The sequence below is a fragment of the Photobacterium sp. HL06 genome, from assembly GCF_059552575.1.
Map to the genome: position 1 here is coordinate 109,664 of NZ_JCANWL010000003.1, position 20,459 is coordinate 130,122.

Consider the following 20,459-nt stretch of genomic DNA (forward strand, 5'->3'; position numbering starts at 1 on the left):
GCGATATTTTAATTATGCTGAAATGGTCGAGCTTGCTAAATCACTTAATAAGGTTTGTCCGTTGTCGTTATCATTGTCATGGTCGGTAGAATTGTTTAATGGTGGGGCCTGGATATACTCACCTTACCATCACATTTTACCAGCGTTGACGTTTTATGTTTCGTCTAAAGGTATCTATCGACTGTCATCATTTTCGCTGAATATAAACCGCGGCAATAGCCGCATTATGGTGAACTGATAAAATAAAGTTATCGTTAAAGTTGTCTTATTATAAAGGCTGCACGTTGTGCGGCCTTTTTTTATTTTCTCGAAAAAGTTAATTAGCATTGTGACGTTGTCACCCTGTGGTTTTCTACTGCTGTTTTCCTCCCTCTCTGTTGTGTTTCTCACTCGTGGCCATGACCATCAATGACCCTGATTTCAAGCGGCAATCAGTCGGCCTGATTGTCAGGCTTGAACAAGAAAATCCCAAAAGCAAAAGAAAGACGAACGACGACCAGGTCAAGGTCAGTATTACAATTAGAGTCCACTACACACCACGCTATCTCGATAAATCGAGATGGTTGTTGTTTGTGGGGTAAGTGGTTGAAAGTAAGGTGTTTAGTTCTTTCGTTATCACGGTGTTTTTCCGTGGTCTTCCGCGTTTCAGTATCCGCGAGAGCAGTACAGAGACAGCGTGAAATGCCACGCTATCACGTGAGAGCCGATAATGCCAAAGGTCACATTACAGCAAGAAATGGTCGATACCATGCCCCCGTCGAAGAAAATGGAGGCGTATTACGATAAAAAATTCCCTGCTTTTTTCCTGCGGGTCTACCCATCAGGAAAGCGCGTGTTTAACGTCCGTTTCCAGCATCAGGGGTTGCGCCAGTTGCACCGTCTTGGTGATGCGGCAGATATGTCAGTCAGTGAGGCGCGCGCTGCCGCGAAAGCCATGATTGAGAAAGTACGCTATGGGGTGGAGAAAGAGGCAGGGTTATCCGAGCTGACCTTGTCGGCCTTTGCCGAGGAATTCTTTCCCCGTTATGCGCGCCACTGGAAACCTTCCACCCTGAAAAACAACCGTCGGGGCTTCGAACACCACATTGAGCCCGTATTGGGCAGGGTCAATGTCTCGACCTTAACCCGCCAGCAGGTTGAACAGTGGTTCAGTGGAATGTCAGCCACCAAAGGCATGGCCAATACGATGTTGCCGTTATTGTCCGTGATGATGCAGCAAGCCGAGGCGTATGGCTACCGAGAGCCACAAAGCAACCCGTGCAAATCGTTCAAGCGTTACAAGCTGGCCGCGTGTGAGCGGTATTTAACCCCCGAAGAATTACGCCGCCTATGGGCGACCCTCGATACCCATCAGACGGACTCACCCACGGCGGTGATGATACTGCGCCTGTTAATGCTCACAGGGTGTCGGTGCAATGAAGTGCGTACCGTGGAATGGATGCACTATCGCCAAGGGCATTGGTATCTGCATGACAGTAAGACAGGGGCGAAAACCGTGTTCCTGTCTTCGTTTGTCCGTGAGTTGCTGGACGACTGGCCTTCATCCGGCGTGTACCTGTTTGCGGGCAAGCGATCCGGCGAGCCTTTCGAGTATTCCCGTTTAGTGACCGTGTGGTATCAGGTACGGGAAGAGGCACGGTTAACCGATGTGCGGCTGCATGATCTGCGCCATACCTATGCCAGTATCGCCCTGCAAGACAAAGTGAGTTTGCTGACCATCGGGCGGCTGTTGGGGCATACGCTGCCTGAAACCACCCTGAAATATGCGCACCTCGCCAAAGGGGATATTCAAAATGCCGCCAACAACGTGGCCAATGTGATTGCAGGGGGCATGCAGTCATGAGCCGATTACGCATTACCAAGAAAGCCATTGTCTCTATGCAGCCAAAATCGCGTGCCTATACCACGTGGGATACCGTGCTAAAAGGTTTCGGGGTCAAAGTATACCCTGACAAACGGCGCATGTACGTGGTGAAAGCGACCGTTGACGGGCGTTTGCGGTCGCGGCTCATTGCGCCTGTCAGTGCCTTGACCACCAAAGAGGCGCGTGTCATGGCGCACAAGCAAATCCAAACATGGCGGGAAGAAAAAGACACGCCCCCCGTGACGTCCTCGCCGCGTTTTGATGTGTTTGTCCGTGATACATGGACCCCGCTGGTTTTTGAGCAATGGAAAACGGGCACACAGGCCACGTCACGCAGTGCATTGAACAAGCGCCTGTTACCGACCTTCGGCCGTTTTCCGCTGCACACCATTACCCATGCGGCGGTGCAACAGTGGTTTGATACGGTCAGCCAGCAAACCAAGGGGGCGGCGAACCGCAACCTTGAGGTGCTGCAATCGGTATTCAAGCTGGCGGTGATGCAGGGGCATTGCACAATAAATCCGGCTATGGGCATCAAGCCCAACAAACGGCGGGTACTAAACCGTTTTTTAAGCATACCGGAACTGCACCGTTTATCGGCGGTGCTCGACGAGGAAGGGGCGCGCAGTGAGGTGGCGTTTCAGTGCTGTGACATTCTTCGTCTGCTCATGCTCACAGGGTGTCGGGTCTCGGAAATCACCCATTTGAAAGGGGAATACCTTCACGGCAATGAAATCCATTTGCCGGACAGTAAAACAGGGGCAAGGATGGTGCATATCGGCCAGGCGGCGGTCGATGTGCTGGCGCGCCATGTTCGCAGCCAAGACGGTGAAGTTTTTCCCATGAAAAAAGGCGCATCGGTGCGCGCCGTGTCGAACCTGTGGGTCAAACTGCGTATTAAGGCCGATATCGCCGATGTTAGAATTCATGACTTGCGCCATACCTTCGCCAGCTATGCGGTGATGGACGGGCATACCTTGCCGATGGTCGCAAAACTACTTGGTCATAAGCGGCTATCCATGACATTGCGTTATACCCATGTCAGCGACAAGGCCGTAGAGCAGGCCGCCGAGCAGGTCGGCAATACCTTCCGCCGTATTGTTACCAATGAAAAACCCAAAACACTGCCACCGACCACGTTACCGCCCCAGCAGGGCGCGACCACCAAGCGATTAACTATTACGCTCACTGACGAAGAATTGCGGGCGTTGTGGCAAGGGGCGGAGGCCGACAACCAATCGCTGGAAGAATGGGCGTTAGCGGTATTGCGTGAGGGCGCGCGGCATGACAGAAAGCTGGACAGTTTTACCCGTCACCAACAACTGAGTGCCAAGCACCGGCAATATCGCCAAAGCAAGCGGCATGCCTCCTTGGTTATTTACTTACCCAAAGCGGAGCACGGTTATTACCACTCTTTGGCCAAAGACGCCCAGTTAGGGGTTATGGCGTGGAGCCGTATCAAGTTGCTTGATAAGGGGGGCGGTCACGGGTAGGGCGCAGTCATGGCCATGCCATCGAAAGCGGCACTCATTGAGAGCTTGCCGTATAAGCCGTATTGCACCGATGAACTAGGTAGTCTGTACATTCGCGGTCGCTTGTCAGCCATTTCTCGCCGATACGTGCAGGTTAATCGCCATAACATGGTGACGTACTTGGTGTTTGACATCGATCGCGCGGGAGCGACACTGGCATGGACTGACGCGCACCTGCCGCCGCCCTACTGGACGGCGAAAAATCCCCGCAACGGTCACGCGCATATCTGCTACAAACTGCTGATCCCGTTTCCGACCTCAGAAGCGGCGCACCTTGAGCCGATACGCTATGCCGCCGCGATTCAATCGGCATTCATGGAGCGGTTACAGGCCGATGAAAGCTATGCAGGGTTGCTCACGAAAAATCCCCTGCATCCCCATTGGCAAACCGAGTGCTGGACGGAGGAAGGCTACAGCCTCGATTATCTGGCGGATTTTGTTGATATCCGCAACCACCCGAAAACGGGTAGGGCAGCGAGCGGACTTGGGCGCAACTGTGACACCTTCGATACTGTTCGTCATTGGGCGTATAAGGCGATTAGAGACTATTGGCGTCCTGACTATGCCGCATCATGGGAAGATGTCGTCTTAGCGCGCTGTGAGGCGATTAACATGGGGTACAACACGCCAATGCAGTATTCAGAAGTGAAATCGATCGCCATGAGCATTGCGAAATGGACGATGAAGCATTTTACCCCAGCGAAGTTTTCGGAATCACAGGCAAGGAAAGGACGAAAGAGCAAAGGAGGAGGGCGGCCAAGCTTGGGTGAGCCGTGGGCGGAGTTAGGGATTAGTCGAAGAACGTATTTTAGGAAGAAGAAAGCTGGCTTGCTCTGATTTGGCACTAAACAACCATATCAGATAACAGCCCTTTTTAGATGTGTAAGAAGGGCAGCGTTTGGTTTCTGGTGAATAGTGGATTGATAGCCAAGTGACCGAGCCTTCACGTTTAAGGTGTCCCCCTTCATAAATCCGCCTCGGAAATGTCACTCACTTTTCAGAATCGGAAACTTCAATTTGTTTACTTATTTACACTTTGATTCGTAGAAGTTTGAGCTACCATAAAAAAAACCATGCATATGATGATAGTATTGCCTGCTTTTAAAGACAGTGAGTAAGCTCTGTTGTGCTCAAGGGCGGTAGTATGGCATTTTTCAGCCATTTTCTCTGCATACTCAGTTTACCCCCTTCGAAGTAGGTCTTTTAAAAAAAGGAAATGGTGAGATATACGAACTTAGTTCGCATATTTCATTCGTATATCTTCCGAAAACAGAAGATATACGAAGTGAGTTCGTTGAATAAAATGTTAGAACTTTCAAGGGAACATATAGATGGAAGTAAATGAATGTATTTCCTTTATCATGCTTAATGGTTCACAGGTACTGCTAGAAAAACGCAGTGAGCAAAAGGAAACGGATCCCGGTTTGATCACTTTACCTGGTGGTCATATTGAATATGGTGAAACTCAAGTTCAGGCGTTGTTCCGCGAGTTAAATGAAGAGCTCAATGTTGTTCCAACTGAATACAAATATTTATGCTCCCTTTACCACCCAACGAAAGAACTGCAGTTGATCCATTATTTCATTGTTAGCGCTTGGACAGGAGATATTACGGCTCAAGAGGCTGACGAAGTTAAGTGGTATTCATTGAATGCGAATCAAGTCGGAATTGCTGCTGACAGTATTGCTCTGAAAGAAGTAGAGCGGGTTAGTCGCTATCTTTGAGTACAGTTCTAACAATAAATTTAAGCAGATTCGCAACGCTTGGCATTTTCGGTTTGAATCAACTTTAGTGTTTACGGCACAATGCTTTAGGTAAGGTGGTGGCGTTGCTCACTACTTAATTTGGCGTTATGGCGCTAGGTGCACAGACAACATGGCATTCGATTTATGGTCGGCGGGTCGTGCTTAGCAGCTACGAAGTCGATCTTCTCAGGCGATATACCTGAACGCTTGTCTTGTATCACGAACTGGTAGATTGACTGGTTCTGTTCGCAGCACGCTCGATTTTTATTCCGAGCTTGCTACTTCTCCAACGTTCAGCTCATCATCATGTAAATTTTGCCCGTTAACTTCATTGTATGTGGTTATTGCGGCTGTGCTCTGTGACGCTGATTCGCTCTTTGAGAAAAGAGCTGTTCGAGTTCAATTAAACTCTGATTTAGGACGTAATTCAGCAGGTTAACTGGCGTTCACTTTAACTATTTTCCAAAATGGTTATGATATTCGTTCAAGAGCCGGACATCCTTAAGCGGTAGAGTGCGTGGTGATTGATGCTGTTGCCTTGAGTGCGCCATAACAAAGGTATCAAGGTGACGCATTACACTCGGCATTTTTGGTATGGAGTTCAGTGGGCTTGGTTGGTTCGTCGTGGCGCACCTTATCCCAGGCGTTATGTGCTCTAAAATTGTCTCTATCCTGCTGAAAAGTAGTTGGTAATCAGTTAGAATCAGGGCTTATTGATTGTGAGATGAGATAGATGACCATAGAACAGCATTTGGATGAGACAGTTAGTTTTCTACAAGAATTTGTGGAGCAAGTGGATCTTGGGTTATCAATAAGCAAGCTTAGTGACGATGATTTTGAAAAATTGGCACGTTCTAATGATTCAGTCTTGAACTGGAGGGGAAAGTACCAGTATTTCTTGCATGATGACAGCTTTCATCTTGGTTTTCGATTGGATTATGCTGATAATCTTGATGGCGCAATGTTGGGTGTTTATGCAACTACTGACGGTCACCTTCATATACTTCTATTAGAATCGTTTGTTCGTCAGTCAGGGTCTCATCCGTTAGCTGGTAGACTGACAACTTTAGTTGTAATTGCAGCAACATATTTTCTTTCTTTGTTTCCTGATAGCAAAGGAGCTTTTGTAGTTGAGCCGCATCCTGATTTAGTTGAACATTATGAACGATTCGGCTTCGTACAAGTTAGTGGTGATAAACCTGCAATGTATGCTTCAGTTGAAGCGCTGGAAGATGTTCAATCTAGGTTAGCTTCTGATTTATAAGGTAATTTAGTGGTGTGTATATCTTGTTGTTTACGCTATAATTAACCTAGTTAAGGGATTACTAAGGAGCATGCTATGAAAAATATTCAAACAAAACGTATGACACCGCAAGAAATGCGGAAAATGCTGCTTAAAAATGCGAATGTCTTGATGTCATCTCAATTCAAAACTTCAGCCCCTGAAGTAAGCGGCCAGAAAAAGAAGAATGTAAAATCAGTTATGGCTTAATTTGAAAAGCACATAACAACACGCCCTGAGGTGGACGGTCAAGTCCCATAGACCACATTTTATTCACCTTATTTCGATGCTAAGTAGCCGATTATTGGTGACTTTTTCTCTGCTAGCATCGTGATGTACTTTGCTTCGTCGTAAAGGGTGTTTTCTTGCCAACATCGGAACAAAATGCGGCCCCATTTGTAAGCCAATGCACGTACCGCAGCATTGTGATGTTTGCCTCGTTCTATCTGTATTTGATAGTACGCTTTGGCCCATGCCGATGAACGGATACTTTGACCAGCCCATTCAACGAATGTCTGCCTGAGGAAGGTTGGGCATTGGAAGCGCCAGCGGACAATGCATGATTTTCCTGACCGTTGGGTCACGGGTGCAACACCGACATGGCAGAGCATTTCGGTGGCATTGGCATATTTATCTTTGTTGGTACCGAGGGCCGCCAATAGCCTTGCTGTGTTAATTTCTCCTGCACCTGGCAGTGACTTGAACAACTTATAATCGGTCATACTGCGTGTGAGTACTTTAATGCGTTGCTCAAACAGTTCGATGGAGGTAAGCAGGTTGCGAAGCTCACCAATCAGTGACGCTAAAAGCAACCGGCAGGGACGAATAACCGCCTGGTCATCAGTGAGTGGCACCAATGACTTTATGGCATCCACACGGTCTTTATTGACTTGCGGATAGCGAGAATTATGGTTTTCAAAAAAGCGGAACAGTACATCACGGCGAGTTGTTTTTGCCTTGGCTGGTTCAGGCCATTTAGTCAGAAAGTCACAGAAAATGATCGTGCCGATATCATCGAATAGCTCAAGTGGTTGAGGGTAATATCGCTTTAATACTGTTCTGATTTTGTTGGTTATTTTCACTCTTTGATTGACTTGCCGGCGTCTAAACTCGACAAGATCAGTCAGCTCTCTGACCTGTGGTGATTCTGGTTTAAGCACATTGAAATGATCGCCATGACGCTGGATTAAATCGAGGATCAATTTTGCATCAGTCGGATCGTCTTTAGCTCCCGATGGTGAGAAAGTATCACGATAGCGTTTTACCTGCTGGGGTGGGATTGGTACCTGGCAGACAAACTTGTATTGGCAGAGCTGGTTAAGCAATCTCACATTGCCACTTTCATAGGCAATGACGAGTGTTTTTTCCTCAAAATGTTGGTGAAGTTGGTGCAGCCAATCATGGATATGTTCAGGCTTAGAGCTGATGACATCATTGATACATTTGTCGCCGTCATAGTAGCAGACATCATGCTTTTTATCGGCCCAATCAAGGCCAATGAGGATGTACGAATCTGTGAGCTGAGAAACTAACATAATCACCTCGAGTTGCTACATTAAAAGTGGTGATGTGCATGCTGACTGACGTGTGAAGGCATTATAGTGTTCAGACTGAAAGTGCCCTGAGTATTCATCGACAGTGAGCAGCTGGCCTGCGCGGAAGGATTGTTATAGTCATCAAGTGACGGGCAATCTTATTCGTCACAGGCCAGTGCATATCCCTTCTTTATATGGTCTACAAGGAAAGGACTGTCCAACTATAAAGCAATCATACGGACAGCTTACACTCGGCATTTTCAATACCAAAAGCACTGTGATTACGGTGCTTTTCTGTATGTGCAGTACATAAGCTGCCGCATATTGCAGGCGTTAGGCATTAAATAGTAATCGAAGCTATGTTGGTAATTATTATGTGTAGGGACAAATGATAAAAATTGAATTCAGTATATGGCTTGCAAGTAAAACTCGTTGGGTTCATCTGACGAAAACTATTGAGATGCAAACCGTTCCTCGTTTCGGCGAGTATATGAAATTTAGAAATGATGTTGTCGGAGACTACTTTTCATTCAAAGTCACTGAAGTGCTTTATCGTGAGGCTGGCTCTAAGATTGAAATTTCAACAGAGCTACTAGATAACATAGACAATCGAGGATATTCATCTGAAGATGAATCCGAATTTGATGAGTACTTGAGTTCCTATTTATCCGCTGGTTGGCTGAGTCCGCATGGTGTAACTGAAAACAAGTACATTAGTTGAAAAAGGCCTAGAAAAGGCATCAAGGAGATTAAATTGTCATATAGAAAACCAAGTTCGGATTTAAAAGACGATTACGAATCAATCATGTCACGAATTGAAAGTGGTTATATTGACAGTGAAACTCAGCAAAGAGCGAATGACTTAGCACTTAAAATAAGAAGTCGATTAATTGACCTAGCGACATGGAAAGCTGATTCATCAAAAGAGTACCAACTATATGTGTTTCAATGTACCGAGCTTACAAAGATAGCTGGATCCAGTGCGCATGAGCTATTATTGGCCGAGTTTGGTGACAATGCCTAACAAAAACATCAAGTTGACGCTTTTTACTGCGCATTTTTGGTATGGAGTGTGGTGCGCTTGGCGGGTTTAGTGGGGCGCAACTTATGTTAGGCGTTATGAATCTAAGCGAAGTTTAGGTTCTGCCCGAAAAATCGTCGCTCAAGAACACGATCTCTCTGGCCATTCGTTTAGCGTAAGGCTGCCATTGGTTATCGGGTAAAGTTCGCTGGAAATCGGTCACCTGTCTTTGAGTAGCCAAGCCTCGGGCTTTCGATTTACTCACCCGATGGTTCCGTGGTTTCAGAAGGACGATCCCTTTGGCTGTCAGCTTCAGGGTAGGGCAGCCAATCGGCCTGGCCATCCGGAAAAATGATAGTTTCCCTGGCTCCAAGTTGTAGATAGACCTCGGGAGCTTCCGGGACAGATTTCGTTGAGACTTCGTCACACAGACAGCTGGCGCTGACAGGCTTGCGCCCAAGTTCAGATCGCGTTCGCGGACGGAGTTTCATAACAAAAAGCACCATGCGACCCGTTTTACTCGGCGGTTTTGGTATGAATTGGCAGTGGTGTTTACGGTGGTTAAATTGGCACCTGCGGTCACGGGCGCATGTGCTTAGGCGTTATATTGCAAAAATAATTAAGTGGATATCATGGAAGAACAAGCTAAAATTTATCTAAATCAATATCTTGAATCATTAAGTGATTCTGAACGTGAGAAGTATCAATCATTTAGTGCAGACTACTTTTGTGCGGATGAACATAATGCCAATTTGTGTGCTGAATTAATTCGTATTGGTCAAAAAACAGCGACCTGTAGCCTTAAATATTGGTACGAATCAGATGATGAACCAATGCCTACAATTGGCCACTTACAGGTTGTTACTGATTGGAATGGTAAGCCAATTTGTATTGTTGAAATTGACTCAGTTGAAGAGTGTAAGTATTCCGATGTTTCAGCGGAGTTTGCGTATCTGGAAGGTGAAGGCGATCGTTCACTTGAATGGTGGCGAAAAGCTCACTGGGATTTCTTTGCCCAAGAATGTGTAGAACTTAATATCGAACCAAGTGAAGATATGATGCTGGTTTTAGAGCAATTTCATGTGGTTCATCAATCAGCAATATAACAAGGCAATCAAGGGTGACGCGTTACACTCGGCGGTTTTGGTATGGAATTCGGTGCGCTTGGTTAGTTTAGCGTGGCGCACCTTATTGCTGGCGTTATACACTACTAGGAAATAGTTAACATGGATGATTTAATCGATTTAGTTGTACGTGATCTTCAAGAAAAGTACGATCCACATACGATCATTCTCTATGGTTCTAGGGCTAGAAATGAAGCTACGGAATCAAGTGATATTGACGTTGCTTGTTTTTCGGACAATTCTCCTGAACATAAAGATGCTCGATTATTTCACGGTGTGTACCTTGATGCTTGGGTTTATCCAACAGAAATAATGAACCATGTTTCTGATGACTCTTTGCGTTTTGGTGATGGTTGCTGTTTACTCGATCAAAGAGGACTAGGTGGAGATTTTCTTTCAAAAATACAAGGTAAAATATCTTCTGGTCCTATAAAACTAACTGAGTCAGATTACTTGCATACGGTTGAGTGGATTTCAAAAATGCTGCAACGAATAGAAACCGATGATTTAGAAGGTAGGCATCGTCGTTGTTGGCTGCAATTTGAGCTGTTAGAAATCTATTTTCAATTACGTGGACTTTGGTTCTTCGGGCCTAAAAAAAGTCTCAATTTCCTCAAAGATAATGACAGAGTAGCGTATCAGTTGTTTTCTGATGTATATCAGCACCCAGCAAATTTTGGAAATCTAAAAAAACTAGCAACTCATGTGGTTCGTGTATAACAAGGCCATCAAGGTGATGCGTTACACTCGGCATTTTTGGTATGAAGTTCGGTGCGCTTTGCTGGTTCGGTGGGGCACACCTTATGGCAGGCGTTAAATGGCAGGGCGTATGATCGAAAATAGAGGTGATATCACCAATGCACTTGTTCATCTTACAAAAGAAAGAGCAGGTCGAAGGTTACAAGATGGAAAGGGGCAGGACAAACAGTATGCTGCCTTAGATGTTTTGTGTGAAATTTTAAATGATGGTGAAATATTAGGAAGTACAAAATCAGGCTTTATCAAAGGCAATAATCCAGCTGTTTGTTTTTCGGAAACACCATTATCGGCACTTAAACATTTTGCTTCCAATGACCTAGAAAATAATGAATTTCGTTATCGGTACTACGGAGTTGCGATTAGTAAACACGCAGCTTTCGGTGAAGATGCTAGACCCGTTATCTATCTACCTGATAGCGAGGCTAAATGGATACCAGATTCTGAAAAATGGCGTCATGTTCGTTATGAATATGGTTCAGTGGACTGGACGTTCGAGCGAGAGTGGCGGAAAAAGGGAAATTTTAACCTCAAGAACTTACCTGGTATCTATGTTATTTGCTGGAATGCAACTGAAATAGAACAGCTGCAAAATAGTTTGCACAAAGACTTAGTCGGTAAAGTCAGAGGTTTTCTACCAATGCTTCACCTAAACCAGATGTTGTAAGCCATTTAACAAAGCCATTAATACGACCACCAACGCTCGGCATTCTAGGTTTGAATTGGCTTTAGTGTTTTCGGTGGTCTATCAACATTATCGTAATACGTTGTGGCGTATTATGGCAGGCGTTGGTATGACTCCCTATGTCAAGCAGCGAGTGCAAAATCTAACTCGAGCAAAGCCAGAGCCATAATGTCTGTGAAAGAGATGAGTTAACGCATCAGATGAAGCCAGTAATTTCGACGATTAACATGCTGGTATTCGTGGGTTACTGATTGTAGCAATCAGCCTTGCCTACCTTACTTATTACGTCGTGGTGCCGGTCTTCAGTCTATGCTCGTGGATCTATTACTTATCGTAATAGCCAGCCAACGCCTGTCGGAGGTTGCACCACTAATCGCGGCCTGACCTGATACGCCAACTCAATTTTTGTCATTTAGGTATCCTTACCAATCGTTGTTTAGGATCGACGGGGGATAAGACAACCTCGTGCGTGATCGACCAAATGAATGCAATCATTTCTCGGGCGATGGCGGTAACAATAAGATTATGATTTTTTCCCCGTTGAAGTAATCGCTGATATCGTCGGCAGAGTCTCAGTTGTGCTTTCCAAGCAATATCAATGATTTTTTTACTGAGACCTTCTTGCCTTTGCTGCATTTCAGCAGAGATTTTAGCGGGATGCCGATAGCTATGTGCCCCTTCAACGAGTAATCGCCGAGCTCGGTGATTGCCACATTTGGTGATAGCGCCCAGCCGCCGAGAATTACCACTGGAGTGTTCACTGGGTATGAGACCCAAATAGCTCATGAGTTTACTGGGATGGTCGAATCGATTGAGATCTCCGAGTTCAGCAATGACTCCAGCAGCGACCAGTAATCGGATGCCGCGCATAGCTTGAATTGCTTTCACCACGGGATAGTATCGCCATGTTTTTATCTCATGGGTTAATTCATTATCGATACGAGTGAGCCTTGCCATGCGTTCTGAAATAGTTTGAATCATTTCCTGTAAAGCAATTTGTTGGGCCGGGTGAGGAAGAATGATTTGCGTGAGCCAACGTAAGTGCTTTAGCGACCAGTTATCGGTGCCCTGATAATGAACATGGTTACGAAGCAGAAAGGCTTTTAATCGGTATTTAGCATCGTTGAGATCATGCATGGCACTTTCCCTGCATCGAGATAAATCACGGACAGCTTCGTCTTCAGGTTCGGGGACAAAAATAGGGTCGGCATCCCCATTTTTTAATAGCTTAGCGAGCATAATGGCATCGCGTTTATCGGTTTTGACACGGTTGCCTGGTTTCTTCGGGATGAGTGAAGGTGCGACAATAAAACAGTCCTGCCCTAACTTGTAGAGATGGCGATAAATCCAGTAACCACAAGGGCCTGCTTCATAAACGAAATAGAGTGTTGAGTCAGGGTATTTAGATTGAAACTGCCGGACAAGTTTAGTAAATGCTTGTTTGTTGGTTTGAATTTTCCCTAGATGCTGTGGCTGACTTGTTCGCCCTTCATTAATATAGGCGACATCAGTTGATTCTTTATGCGTGTCTAAGCCGATGAAAAGTATGCTATGTTTAGTCATGTTAGCCTCCCGTATATGTAAATTAGTCACATATATTATGGCTCTGGCTGTTACAGCTAACCCACGAAGTGGAGGCTAGCACTTCATGGGAGTCATTATGTCTAGGTGACAAAGGAGGTCTCAAGTGAAATTAAACAATAAAAAGTTGTACAAATTATTCAAAGAAAAAGGAGTAAAACACCTTTTTCATGCAAATACTGTTGCAACTTCAATAACTTTTCTAGAGGAAGGTGGATTGCTTTCTAGAGATTGGATTGAGCGTAATGATTTATATCAAACAACACAATCTTCGGATGAGGTTGACAAGTTATTTGACGTTTTTGATGACATTTTTCTAGATACAGAAGATCTACATAAATACTTCTCAAGGCAAAATCATTATGGGCCAGTTCTCTTCCAATTTAGTTTAGAGCTGTTACTTGATGAGAAACTAGAGTTTTGGGTGACAAAAGATAACCCAATATACTGGGATAAAGACTCAGAACACACTGATAATTACTTTGAAAATGTAAAAGAACTATCAGAGAAGTGGAGTGTTTATGAGAAGCAAAGGAAAATGCTAACTGTTAAAACACCTGATAAGCCAATTTTATTTGATTACCTAGAAGAGATATCTTTAGACAATCCAAAAGTTTTGATACACGAAGATGTCAGTCTTCGAAAAGAATCTAGAAAAGCTTTAAAAAAAGCAGTTGGACGCAATGGAGAACTCGGAGGTAAGTTAGTTTGGCGCGAATGTGGGCATTGCTTTTGTGCAGATAACTACTTAAATCAAGTGCCAACGTCCGAACTTGCTAGAAAATTTTTGCCTCTAGAGCATGCAAAATTCGAGGAGTAATCACCTAACAAAACGCTTAAGACGGACTAACAAACGCGTGGCATTTTTGGTTTAGTTGAGTTGGGTGTTTAAGGTGGCCAGTTGAGTAGCGTGGCAGGTTTGTTAGCCACTTAGCGTGGCGTTATACCTTAAGAAGGTTCCATGACTAAAATTTCAGAAAGATTTAAACATACGAAAATTCAGAGTGGATATTGTTTAATTTGTGGTGAACATGGCAGGCTATCAATTGATCATGTACCACCTCAAGGGGCGGTGACAATAACGAAAGTTGAGCAGCGTCATATTTGTGAAATGATGGGGCAAAAAGCTCGTTCCATAAAGGGAATACGCTCTCCAAACGGTAGCAAGTTCAAAACGATTTGCCATAAGTGTAATAGCGAAGTATTAGGCAGCGTTGATTCTGAAATTGCTCGTGTAAATAAAGAACTAACGGAAAAAATCAGATCGCATTTTTATAACAGAACTAGTGTATACAATACGGTTACTGTTAAATTAAATGCGATGAAGTATGCACGAGCGATGGTTGGTCATATTCTTGCTGCTACATCAGTTACTGAATGTTGTACTCCTAATGTGTATTCACCATACTTTACGCCGTTACAGGAATTTGTATTGGGAAACGATAATGCCTTAGATGATACTCATGATATTTATTTTTGGTTCTACCCCAATAATCGTCATGTTAGTGCTAAATATGTCCTTTTTTGTAACAACGGACATTCGGCTGGACTAAGTTTGTTAGCGTTCTTTCCTATTGCTTTTCTTGTTACACCGAAGAATGAAGGCATATATCCTGCACATGCTCAGAAATATAATTTGAATATGGATCGCCTAGTTCTCAACTTGTCAGCACACAATATCAAATACGCTGACTTTCCATTTGTGGAACTAAAAGGGAACTCCATGTTTTTACTAGCAGATTATCAAGCGATAATCAGCTATCCAGTAAAGAGTTGAACAAGGTATAACAAGGCAATTAAGTGTGACGCGTTACGCTCGGCGGTTTTGGTATAGAGCTCGGTGCGCTTGGTGAGTTCATCGTGGCGCACCTTATTGCTGGCGTTAAATGCTTCAGGGAGGTATCGTGGAAATATTTAATAATAGAGAATTAGCTATAGCTCTTTGGGTTGTGGCTATTTCATTTTATGTTCTAAAATCCCCAAAAATGAAGGATGTCAGGAAATCATTTAAGCGTGTTATAGAAGCTTTTTTTGTGAAAACCATAATGTCTGTGCTATCGCTGATGATTATTTATATGGGCACAACTGTCTATATGCTATCCGAGATGGGCTTATGGAATGTAGAGCAAGTAAAGAACACATTGTTTTGGGGGGCTTCTGTTGGTTTGATGTCACTCTTTAAACTTGAGACGATTAAAACTGACGAGAATTTTTTCAAGCATTCAGTAGTTGGTAATCTGAAGTTACTAGCAATTATTCAGTTTGTGGTTAGTGTCTATAGTTTTCCGTTGTTGGGGGAGATAGTTTTAGTTCCTTTATTAGCATTTATTGGTGCGATGTTAGCAATAACTGGTACTGACGAAAAATATGTTGCAGTTAAACGGTTGCTTGAATACCTACTGTCTACTTTTGGCTTATTTGTAATAGGCTATACTATATACATGTTAATTACAAATTTCGGAGAAATTGCAAAAGAGAAAACGTTGTATGATTTTATTGTTCCACCATTATTAACACTGTTTTACCTTCCTTTTATTTTTATAATGATGGTCTATTCAACTTACGAGCAAGTCTCTGTCAGATTAAGATATTCAATCAAAAGCAATTGGCTTAGATATACTGCTTTGACTTGTGCATTTTTGTTGTTTAACTGCCGTACTAGGTTATTAGAAAGATGGTCTAGTCATGTGGCAAGAAATAATATCAACTCATGTGGTGATATGTTTAAAACATTTGCACATATACATAAAGTAAGACGTGCTGAAAAACACCCTCTGGACATCTCTCCTGAAGATGGTTGGTCGCCATATGAAGCCAAAGAGTATCTATCAAACAAAGGGTTGAAAACAGGTTTTTATAATAATCAATACGGTAATGAATGGGTGGCATTATCACCGATGCATGAGCTTGGAGATGGGTTAATTCCTGATAATATTGCGTATTACGTTGAAGGTTCACAGGATGTAGCAATAACCTTAAAGTTAAAACTGAATATCAACGACAAAAGTAGGGAAGTGATAGCGCTGAATGAGTTATCTGAGATGGCAGAGTTATTATGTCAATCTAGCTTAAAATTACCTCTTTCCGAGAATATGAAGAATGCAATTATTTGTGCTGAACACTTGGTTGAGGTTTATGGGAATAAGCAGGTGTCATTAATCAGAGATGAGTGGCCAGATCATGTGTTTTCTGGTTACGATGTTAAATTTGTAGTTTCCAGCATTTAACAACACGCCCTGAGGTGGACGGTCAAGTCCCATTGACCACATTTTATTCACCTTATTTCGATGCTAAGTAGCCGATTATTGGTGACTTTTTCTCTGCTAGCATCGTGATGTACTTTGCTTCGTCGTAAAGGGTGTTTTCTTGCCAACATCGGAACAAAATGCGGCCCCATTTGTAAGCCAATGCACGTACCGCAGCATTGTGATGTTTGCCTCGTTCTATCTGTATTTGATAGTACGCTTTGGCCCATGCCGATGAACGGATACTTTGACCAGCCCATTCAACGAATGTCTGCCTGAGGAAGGTTGGGCATTGGAAGCGCCAGCGGACAATGCATGATTTTCCTGACCGTTGGGTCACGGGTGCAACACCGACATGGCAGAGCATATCGGTGGCATTGGCATATTTATCTTTGTTGGTACCGAGGGCCGCCAATAGCCTTGCTGTGTTAATTTCTCCTGCACCTGGCAGTGACTTGAACAACTTATAATCGGTCATACTGCGTGTGAGTACTTTAATGCGTTGCTCAAACAGTTCGATGGAGGTAAGCAGGTTGCGAAGCTCACCAATCAGTGACGCTAAAAGCAACCGGCAGGGATGCGTATTCCGGCCCATGCTGAACACTCATTCCGGTTCAATGTGAACACCTATTCTGGTTTAACGTGAACACCCATTCCGGACTCAAGATGAACACTTTTGCCCACATTTCCGGAATCACTGTTCACGTTCCGCCGGAATCCCTTTCAACGTATTGATCTTCAACTTATTTGGTAACCTGTTTCCTATTTGGAGCAGGACTATGCCAGCAAAGAGGATTGCAATGCGTAAAATTCGAGACGTACTCAGGCTGAAACTGGATGCCAGGTTGTCGATTCGGCAAATCAGCGCAAGCACAAAAGTCAGCGTTGGTGCTATCCAGAAACTGCTCCAGAAAGCACAAGCACTGAATTTGACTTGGCCGCTTCCTGATTCACTGACAGATGAGCAACTGGCCCAACTGTTTTACCCCGAAGCCGATACGCGGGCCTCGAGCCGATATCAGGTTCCCGACTGGGCTGCTGTCCATCAAGAGCTGAAACGTAAGGGGATCACCAAGCAACTGCTGTGGGAAGAATATACCCAGCAATACCCCAACCGCTGCTACAGCTACTCGCAGTTCTGTGACCGTTACCTTCACTGGAATAAGCAGCAAAGACGCTCCATGAGACAGCTGCATAAGGCCGGGGAAAAGTGCTTTATCGACTACTGCGGCCAGACGGTTCCCATTATCTGCCAGAGCACCGGTGAAGTCCGGCATGCCCAGGTGTTCGTTGCGGTTCTTGGCGCATCCAACTATACCTATGCGGAAGCCACAGAGTCCCAGTCATTACCGGACTGGCTGCAAAGCCATGTTCGGGCATTCGAGTTCTTCGGTGGTACACCGGAGATGTTGATCCCCGACAACCTGCGTAGTGGCGTCAGCAAAGCATGTCGTTATGATCCGGAACTCAACCCGAGTTATCAGCAGCTTGCTGAACATTATCAGGTAGCCGTCATGCCAGCTCGCCCTTATAAGCCCAAGGATAAAGCCAAGGCTGAAGTGGGTGTGCAAGTCGTCGAACGCTGGATCCTGGCACGCCTGCGCCACCACAGCTTCTTCTCACTGGCTGAGTTAAACCAGTGCATCAGGGCTTTGCTTGAAGAGCTGAACCAGAAGCCGTTCAAACAGTTACCCGGCAACCGCAAAGAGGCCTTCGAAAAGTTAGACCGACCAGCCCTCAAGCCCTTACCGTGCATGCCTTACCGCTATGTTGCGATCAAACAGGTAAAGGTGAATATCGACTATCATATCCAGTATGAACATCACCACTACTCAGTTCCGCACCAGTATGTTGGTGAGAGGCTGGAGCTGCATGCCGGAGAACGGTTAATCCAGCTCTATTACCGCCAACAGCTCGTCGCTTCCCATCCCCGGAAACGCTATCCCGGCATAACAACCGATGAAAGCCACATGCCGAAACGCCATCAGAAACATCAGCAATGGACGCCCGGCCGCCTCAAGCAGTGGGCCAGCGCCATCGGGCCAGATACCCTGCAATGGGTCAGCGAACGTATGGAGGAAAAAGCCCACCCGGAACAAGCCTACCGCCTGTGCCTCGGGCTACTCAGCCTGAGCCGGCATTATCCAGCCCAGAGGCTCAATAGCAGCTGTAAACTTGCCAACCAGGAAGGCCTGGTTAAGCTCCGGCAAATCAAGTCAATCCTGGCGAGCAACCGTGATCAGCTACCCGAGCAGGAAGATGGCAACCCATGCTTGCCTCAGGATCACGAGAATATCCGCGGGCCCCATACCTTCCACTAGGAGAATGCCATGACACAGCAAACACTCAACCGGTTACGGGAGCTAAAGCTCAGCGGGATGGCAGAGGCACTGGAGCGGCAGCAAGAACAGCCTGGCACTTATGAGGAACTCTCGTTCACCGAGCGGCTGAGCTTGTTGGTCGAACAAGAGCAGTCAGTCCGGCAGCAACGCAAGCATGACCGGCTGATCCGGCAAGCCAGGTTCAAACTTAATGCCACCGTTCAGGAGATCGACTACCAGCACCCACGCAATATCGAACGTTCACGCATCGCGCGGCTGGCGCAACGGGACTGGCTTGACCAAGGACAGAACCTGCTGATCACCGGGCCATGTGGCAGTGGCAAGACTTATCTCGGCTGCGCTCTTGGCCATAACGCTTGCCTGCAAGGCTATAGCGTTCGTTATTACCGGACTTCAAGGCTACTGCTGGCCCTGACCCAGTCAAAAGCTGACGGCACATACCATAAGCTACTGGCCCAGCTTGCCAAAGTCCGCTTGCTGATCTTGGATGACTGGGGACTTGAACCGCTGAAAGCCGCGCACCGTAACGACCTGATGGAAATCATGGATGATCGTTATGCTCAGGCCTCAACTGTGCTAATCAGCCAGTTACCGACTGAACAATGGTACGCACAAATCGGTGACAACACGCTGGCAGACGCTATCTTGGATCGCCTGATGCACAATGCTCACAGGCTGCAACTAAAGGGAGAATCAATGAGGAAAAAGCTCGGAACGTTGACGGAAGATGAACACTTAAGCTAAAAAACAACTGTCGTGATACGTTGAAAAGTTAAGTGTTCACGTTCAGCCGGAATCGGTGTTCAACTTCGCCGGAATACGCAAGGGACGAATAACCGCCTGGTCATCAGTGAGTGGCACCAATGACTTTATAGCATCCACACGGTCTTTATTGACTTGCGGATAGCGAGAATTATGGTTTTCAAAAAAGCGGAACAGTACATCACGGCGAGTTGTTTTTGCCTTGGCTGGTTCAGGCCATTTAGTCAGAAAGTCACAGAAAATGATCGTGCCGATATCATCGAATAGCTCAAGTGGTTGAGGGTAATGTCGCTTTAATACTGTTCTGATTTTGTTGGTTATTTTCACTCTTTGATTGACTTGCCGGCGTCTAAACTCGACAAGATCAGTCAGCTCTCTGACCTGTGGTGATTCTGGTTTAAGCACATTGAAATGATCGCCATGACGCTGGATTAAATCGAGGATCAATTTTGCATCAGTCGGATCGTCTTTAGCTCCCAATGGTGAGAAAGTATCACGATAGCGTTTTACCTGCTGGGGTGGGATTGGTACCTGGCAGACAAGCTTGTATTGGCAGAGCTGGTTAAGCAATCTCACATTGCCACTTTCATAGGCAATGACGAGTGTTTTTCCCTCAAAATGTTGGTGAAGTTGGTGCAGCCAATCATGGATATGTTCAGGCTTAGAGCTGATGACATCATTGATACATTTGTCGCCGTCATAGTAGCAGACATCATGCTTTTTATCGGCCCAATCAAGGCCAATGAGGATGTACGAATCTGTGAGCTGAGAAACTAACATAATCACCTCGAGTTGCTACATTAAAAGTGGTGACGTGCATGCTGACTGACGTGTGAAGGCATTATAGTGTTCAGACTGAAAGTGCCCTGAGTATTCATCGACAGTGAGCAGCTGGCCTGCGCGGAAGGATTGTTATAGTCATCAAGTGACGGGCAATCTTATTCGTCACAGGCCAGTGCATATCCCTTCTTTATATGGTCTACAA

21 protein-coding genes are annotated in these 20,459 nt (G+C 45.3%); 16 read left to right on the plus strand and 5 right to left on the minus strand.

Features of this window, described 5'->3' with window-relative positions; all coding sequences use genetic code 11:
* The first annotated feature begins 709 nt into the window (after positions 1-709).
* The 6 genes from AC51G0_RS30330 to AC51G0_RS30355 all read left to right on the plus strand — a co-directional run bounded on the left by AC51G0_RS30330 (position 710) and on the right by AC51G0_RS30355 (position 6,633).
* Positions 710-1,843, plus strand: coding sequence for a tyrosine-type recombinase/integrase (locus AC51G0_RS30330; protein ID WP_496304422.1), 1,134 nt, complete (start codon positions 710-712; stop codon positions 1,841-1,843).
* Positions 1,840-3,357: a site-specific integrase gene (locus tag AC51G0_RS30335; protein WP_496304423.1), complete on the plus strand. Its 1,518-nt coding sequence runs from the start codon at positions 1,840-1,842 to the stop codon at positions 3,355-3,357. The genes AC51G0_RS30330 and AC51G0_RS30335 overlap by 4 nt, the downstream gene beginning before the upstream one ends.
* 9 nt (positions 3,358-3,366) lie before the next feature.
* Complete coding sequence (locus AC51G0_RS30340) at positions 3,367-4,233, plus strand: replication initiation protein (RefSeq protein WP_496304424.1); 867 nt, start codon at positions 3,367-3,369, stop codon at positions 4,231-4,233.
* Between the two features lie 494 nt (positions 4,234-4,727).
* A complete protein-coding gene (locus tag AC51G0_RS30345) occupies positions 4,728-5,120 on the plus strand; it encodes an NUDIX hydrolase (RefSeq protein ID WP_496304425.1) in 393 nt (130 codons plus the stop codon).
* Between the two features lie 754 nt (positions 5,121-5,874).
* On the plus strand, positions 5,875-6,405 hold the full coding sequence (locus AC51G0_RS30350) for a hypothetical protein (RefSeq protein WP_496304426.1): 531 nt from the start codon (positions 5,875-5,877) through the stop codon (positions 6,403-6,405).
* Between the two features lie 75 nt (positions 6,406-6,480).
* Positions 6,481-6,633, plus strand: coding sequence for a hypothetical protein (locus AC51G0_RS30355; protein ID WP_496304427.1), 153 nt, complete (start codon positions 6,481-6,483; stop codon positions 6,631-6,633).
* Between the two features lie 68 nt (positions 6,634-6,701).
* On the opposite strand, the gene AC51G0_RS30360 is transcribed toward AC51G0_RS30355, so the two are convergent.
* Entirely contained in the window at positions 6,702-7,958 is a 1,257-nt protein-coding gene (locus AC51G0_RS30360) for an IS110 family RNA-guided transposase (protein ID WP_496302786.1), read from the minus strand.
* A 388-nt stretch (positions 7,959-8,346) separates the two neighbouring features.
* On the opposite strand from AC51G0_RS30360, the gene AC51G0_RS30365 reads away from it, so the two are divergent.
* Positions 8,347-8,679 carry a hypothetical protein gene (locus AC51G0_RS30365; protein WP_496304428.1) on the plus strand — a complete coding sequence of 111 codons (333 nt, stop codon included), beginning with the start codon at positions 8,347-8,349 and terminating at the stop codon, positions 8,677-8,679.
* A 33-nt stretch (positions 8,680-8,712) separates the two neighbouring features.
* Positions 8,713-8,982 carry a hypothetical protein gene (locus tag AC51G0_RS30370; RefSeq protein ID WP_496304429.1) on the plus strand — a complete coding sequence of 90 codons (270 nt, stop codon included), beginning with the start codon at positions 8,713-8,715 and terminating at the stop codon, positions 8,980-8,982.
* A gap of 254 nt (positions 8,983-9,236) precedes the next feature.
* Here AC51G0_RS30370 and AC51G0_RS30375 read toward each other — a convergent pair whose 3' ends face one another.
* A complete protein-coding gene (locus AC51G0_RS30375; RefSeq protein WP_496304430.1) occupies positions 9,237-9,470 on the minus strand; it encodes a hypothetical protein in 234 nt (77 codons plus the stop codon).
* Positions 9,471-9,611: 141 nt separating this feature from the next.
* On the opposite strand from AC51G0_RS30375, the gene AC51G0_RS30380 reads away from it, so the two are divergent.
* The 3 genes from AC51G0_RS30380 to AC51G0_RS30390 all read left to right on the plus strand — a co-directional run bounded on the left by AC51G0_RS30380 (position 9,612) and on the right by AC51G0_RS30390 (position 11,526).
* A complete protein-coding gene (locus AC51G0_RS30380; protein ID WP_496304431.1) occupies positions 9,612-10,085 on the plus strand; it encodes an ASCH domain-containing protein in 474 nt (157 codons plus the stop codon).
* A gap of 120 nt (positions 10,086-10,205) precedes the next feature.
* Positions 10,206-10,823: a nucleotidyltransferase domain-containing protein gene (locus tag AC51G0_RS30385; protein ID WP_496304432.1), complete on the plus strand. Its 618-nt coding sequence runs from the start codon at positions 10,206-10,208 to the stop codon at positions 10,821-10,823.
* 109 nt (positions 10,824-10,932) lie between these two features.
* Positions 10,933-11,526 (plus strand): hypothetical protein, encoded by a 594-nt coding sequence (locus AC51G0_RS30390; protein ID WP_496304433.1) that lies wholly within the window; start codon positions 10,933-10,935, stop codon positions 11,524-11,526.
* A gap of 426 nt (positions 11,527-11,952) precedes the next feature.
* On the opposite strand, the gene AC51G0_RS30395 is transcribed toward AC51G0_RS30390, so the two are convergent.
* Positions 11,953-13,107: an IS110 family RNA-guided transposase gene (locus AC51G0_RS30395; RefSeq protein ID WP_496304434.1), complete on the minus strand. Its 1,155-nt coding sequence runs from the start codon at positions 13,105-13,107 to the stop codon at positions 11,953-11,955.
* 124 nt (positions 13,108-13,231) lie between these two features.
* On the opposite strand from AC51G0_RS30395, the gene AC51G0_RS30400 reads away from it, so the two are divergent.
* From AC51G0_RS30400 to AC51G0_RS30410, 3 genes are all read left to right on the plus strand, one after another.
* Complete coding sequence (locus AC51G0_RS30400; RefSeq protein ID WP_496304435.1) at positions 13,232-13,945, plus strand: hypothetical protein; 714 nt, start codon at positions 13,232-13,234, stop codon at positions 13,943-13,945.
* A gap of 141 nt (positions 13,946-14,086) precedes the next feature.
* Positions 14,087-14,902, plus strand: a complete 816-nt coding sequence (locus AC51G0_RS30405; protein WP_496304436.1) for a metal-binding protein — start codon at positions 14,087-14,089, stop codon at positions 14,900-14,902.
* 127 nt (positions 14,903-15,029) lie between these two features.
* Positions 15,030-16,352, plus strand: coding sequence for a hypothetical protein (locus AC51G0_RS30410; protein ID WP_496304437.1), 1,323 nt, complete (start codon positions 15,030-15,032; stop codon positions 16,350-16,352).
* A 52-nt stretch (positions 16,353-16,404) separates the two neighbouring features.
* Here the strand turns inward: AC51G0_RS30410 and AC51G0_RS30415 are convergent, their stop codons facing one another.
* Positions 16,405-16,965: a transposase gene (locus tag AC51G0_RS30415; protein ID WP_496304438.1), complete on the minus strand. Its 561-nt coding sequence runs from the start codon at positions 16,963-16,965 to the stop codon at positions 16,405-16,407.
* A gap of 184 nt (positions 16,966-17,149) precedes the next feature.
* Between AC51G0_RS30415 and istA the strand changes: the two genes are divergently transcribed.
* Positions 17,150-18,691, plus strand: coding sequence for an IS21 family transposase (gene istA / locus AC51G0_RS30420; protein ID WP_299022770.1), 1,542 nt, complete (start codon positions 17,150-17,152; stop codon positions 18,689-18,691).
* Positions 18,692-18,700: 9 nt separating this feature from the next.
* The gene (istB, locus tag AC51G0_RS30425; protein WP_496304439.1) at positions 18,701-19,456 is read left to right on the plus strand and encodes an IS21-like element helper ATPase IstB; all 756 of its coding nucleotides are present in this window, start codon (positions 18,701-18,703) and stop codon (positions 19,454-19,456) included.
* Positions 19,457-19,498: 42 nt separating this feature from the next.
* On the opposite strand, the gene AC51G0_RS30430 is transcribed toward istB, so the two are convergent.
* Complete coding sequence (locus tag AC51G0_RS30430; protein ID WP_496304440.1) at positions 19,499-20,254, minus strand: IS110 family transposase; 756 nt, start codon at positions 20,252-20,254, stop codon at positions 19,499-19,501.
* Positions 20,255-20,459: the final 205 nt, after the last annotated feature.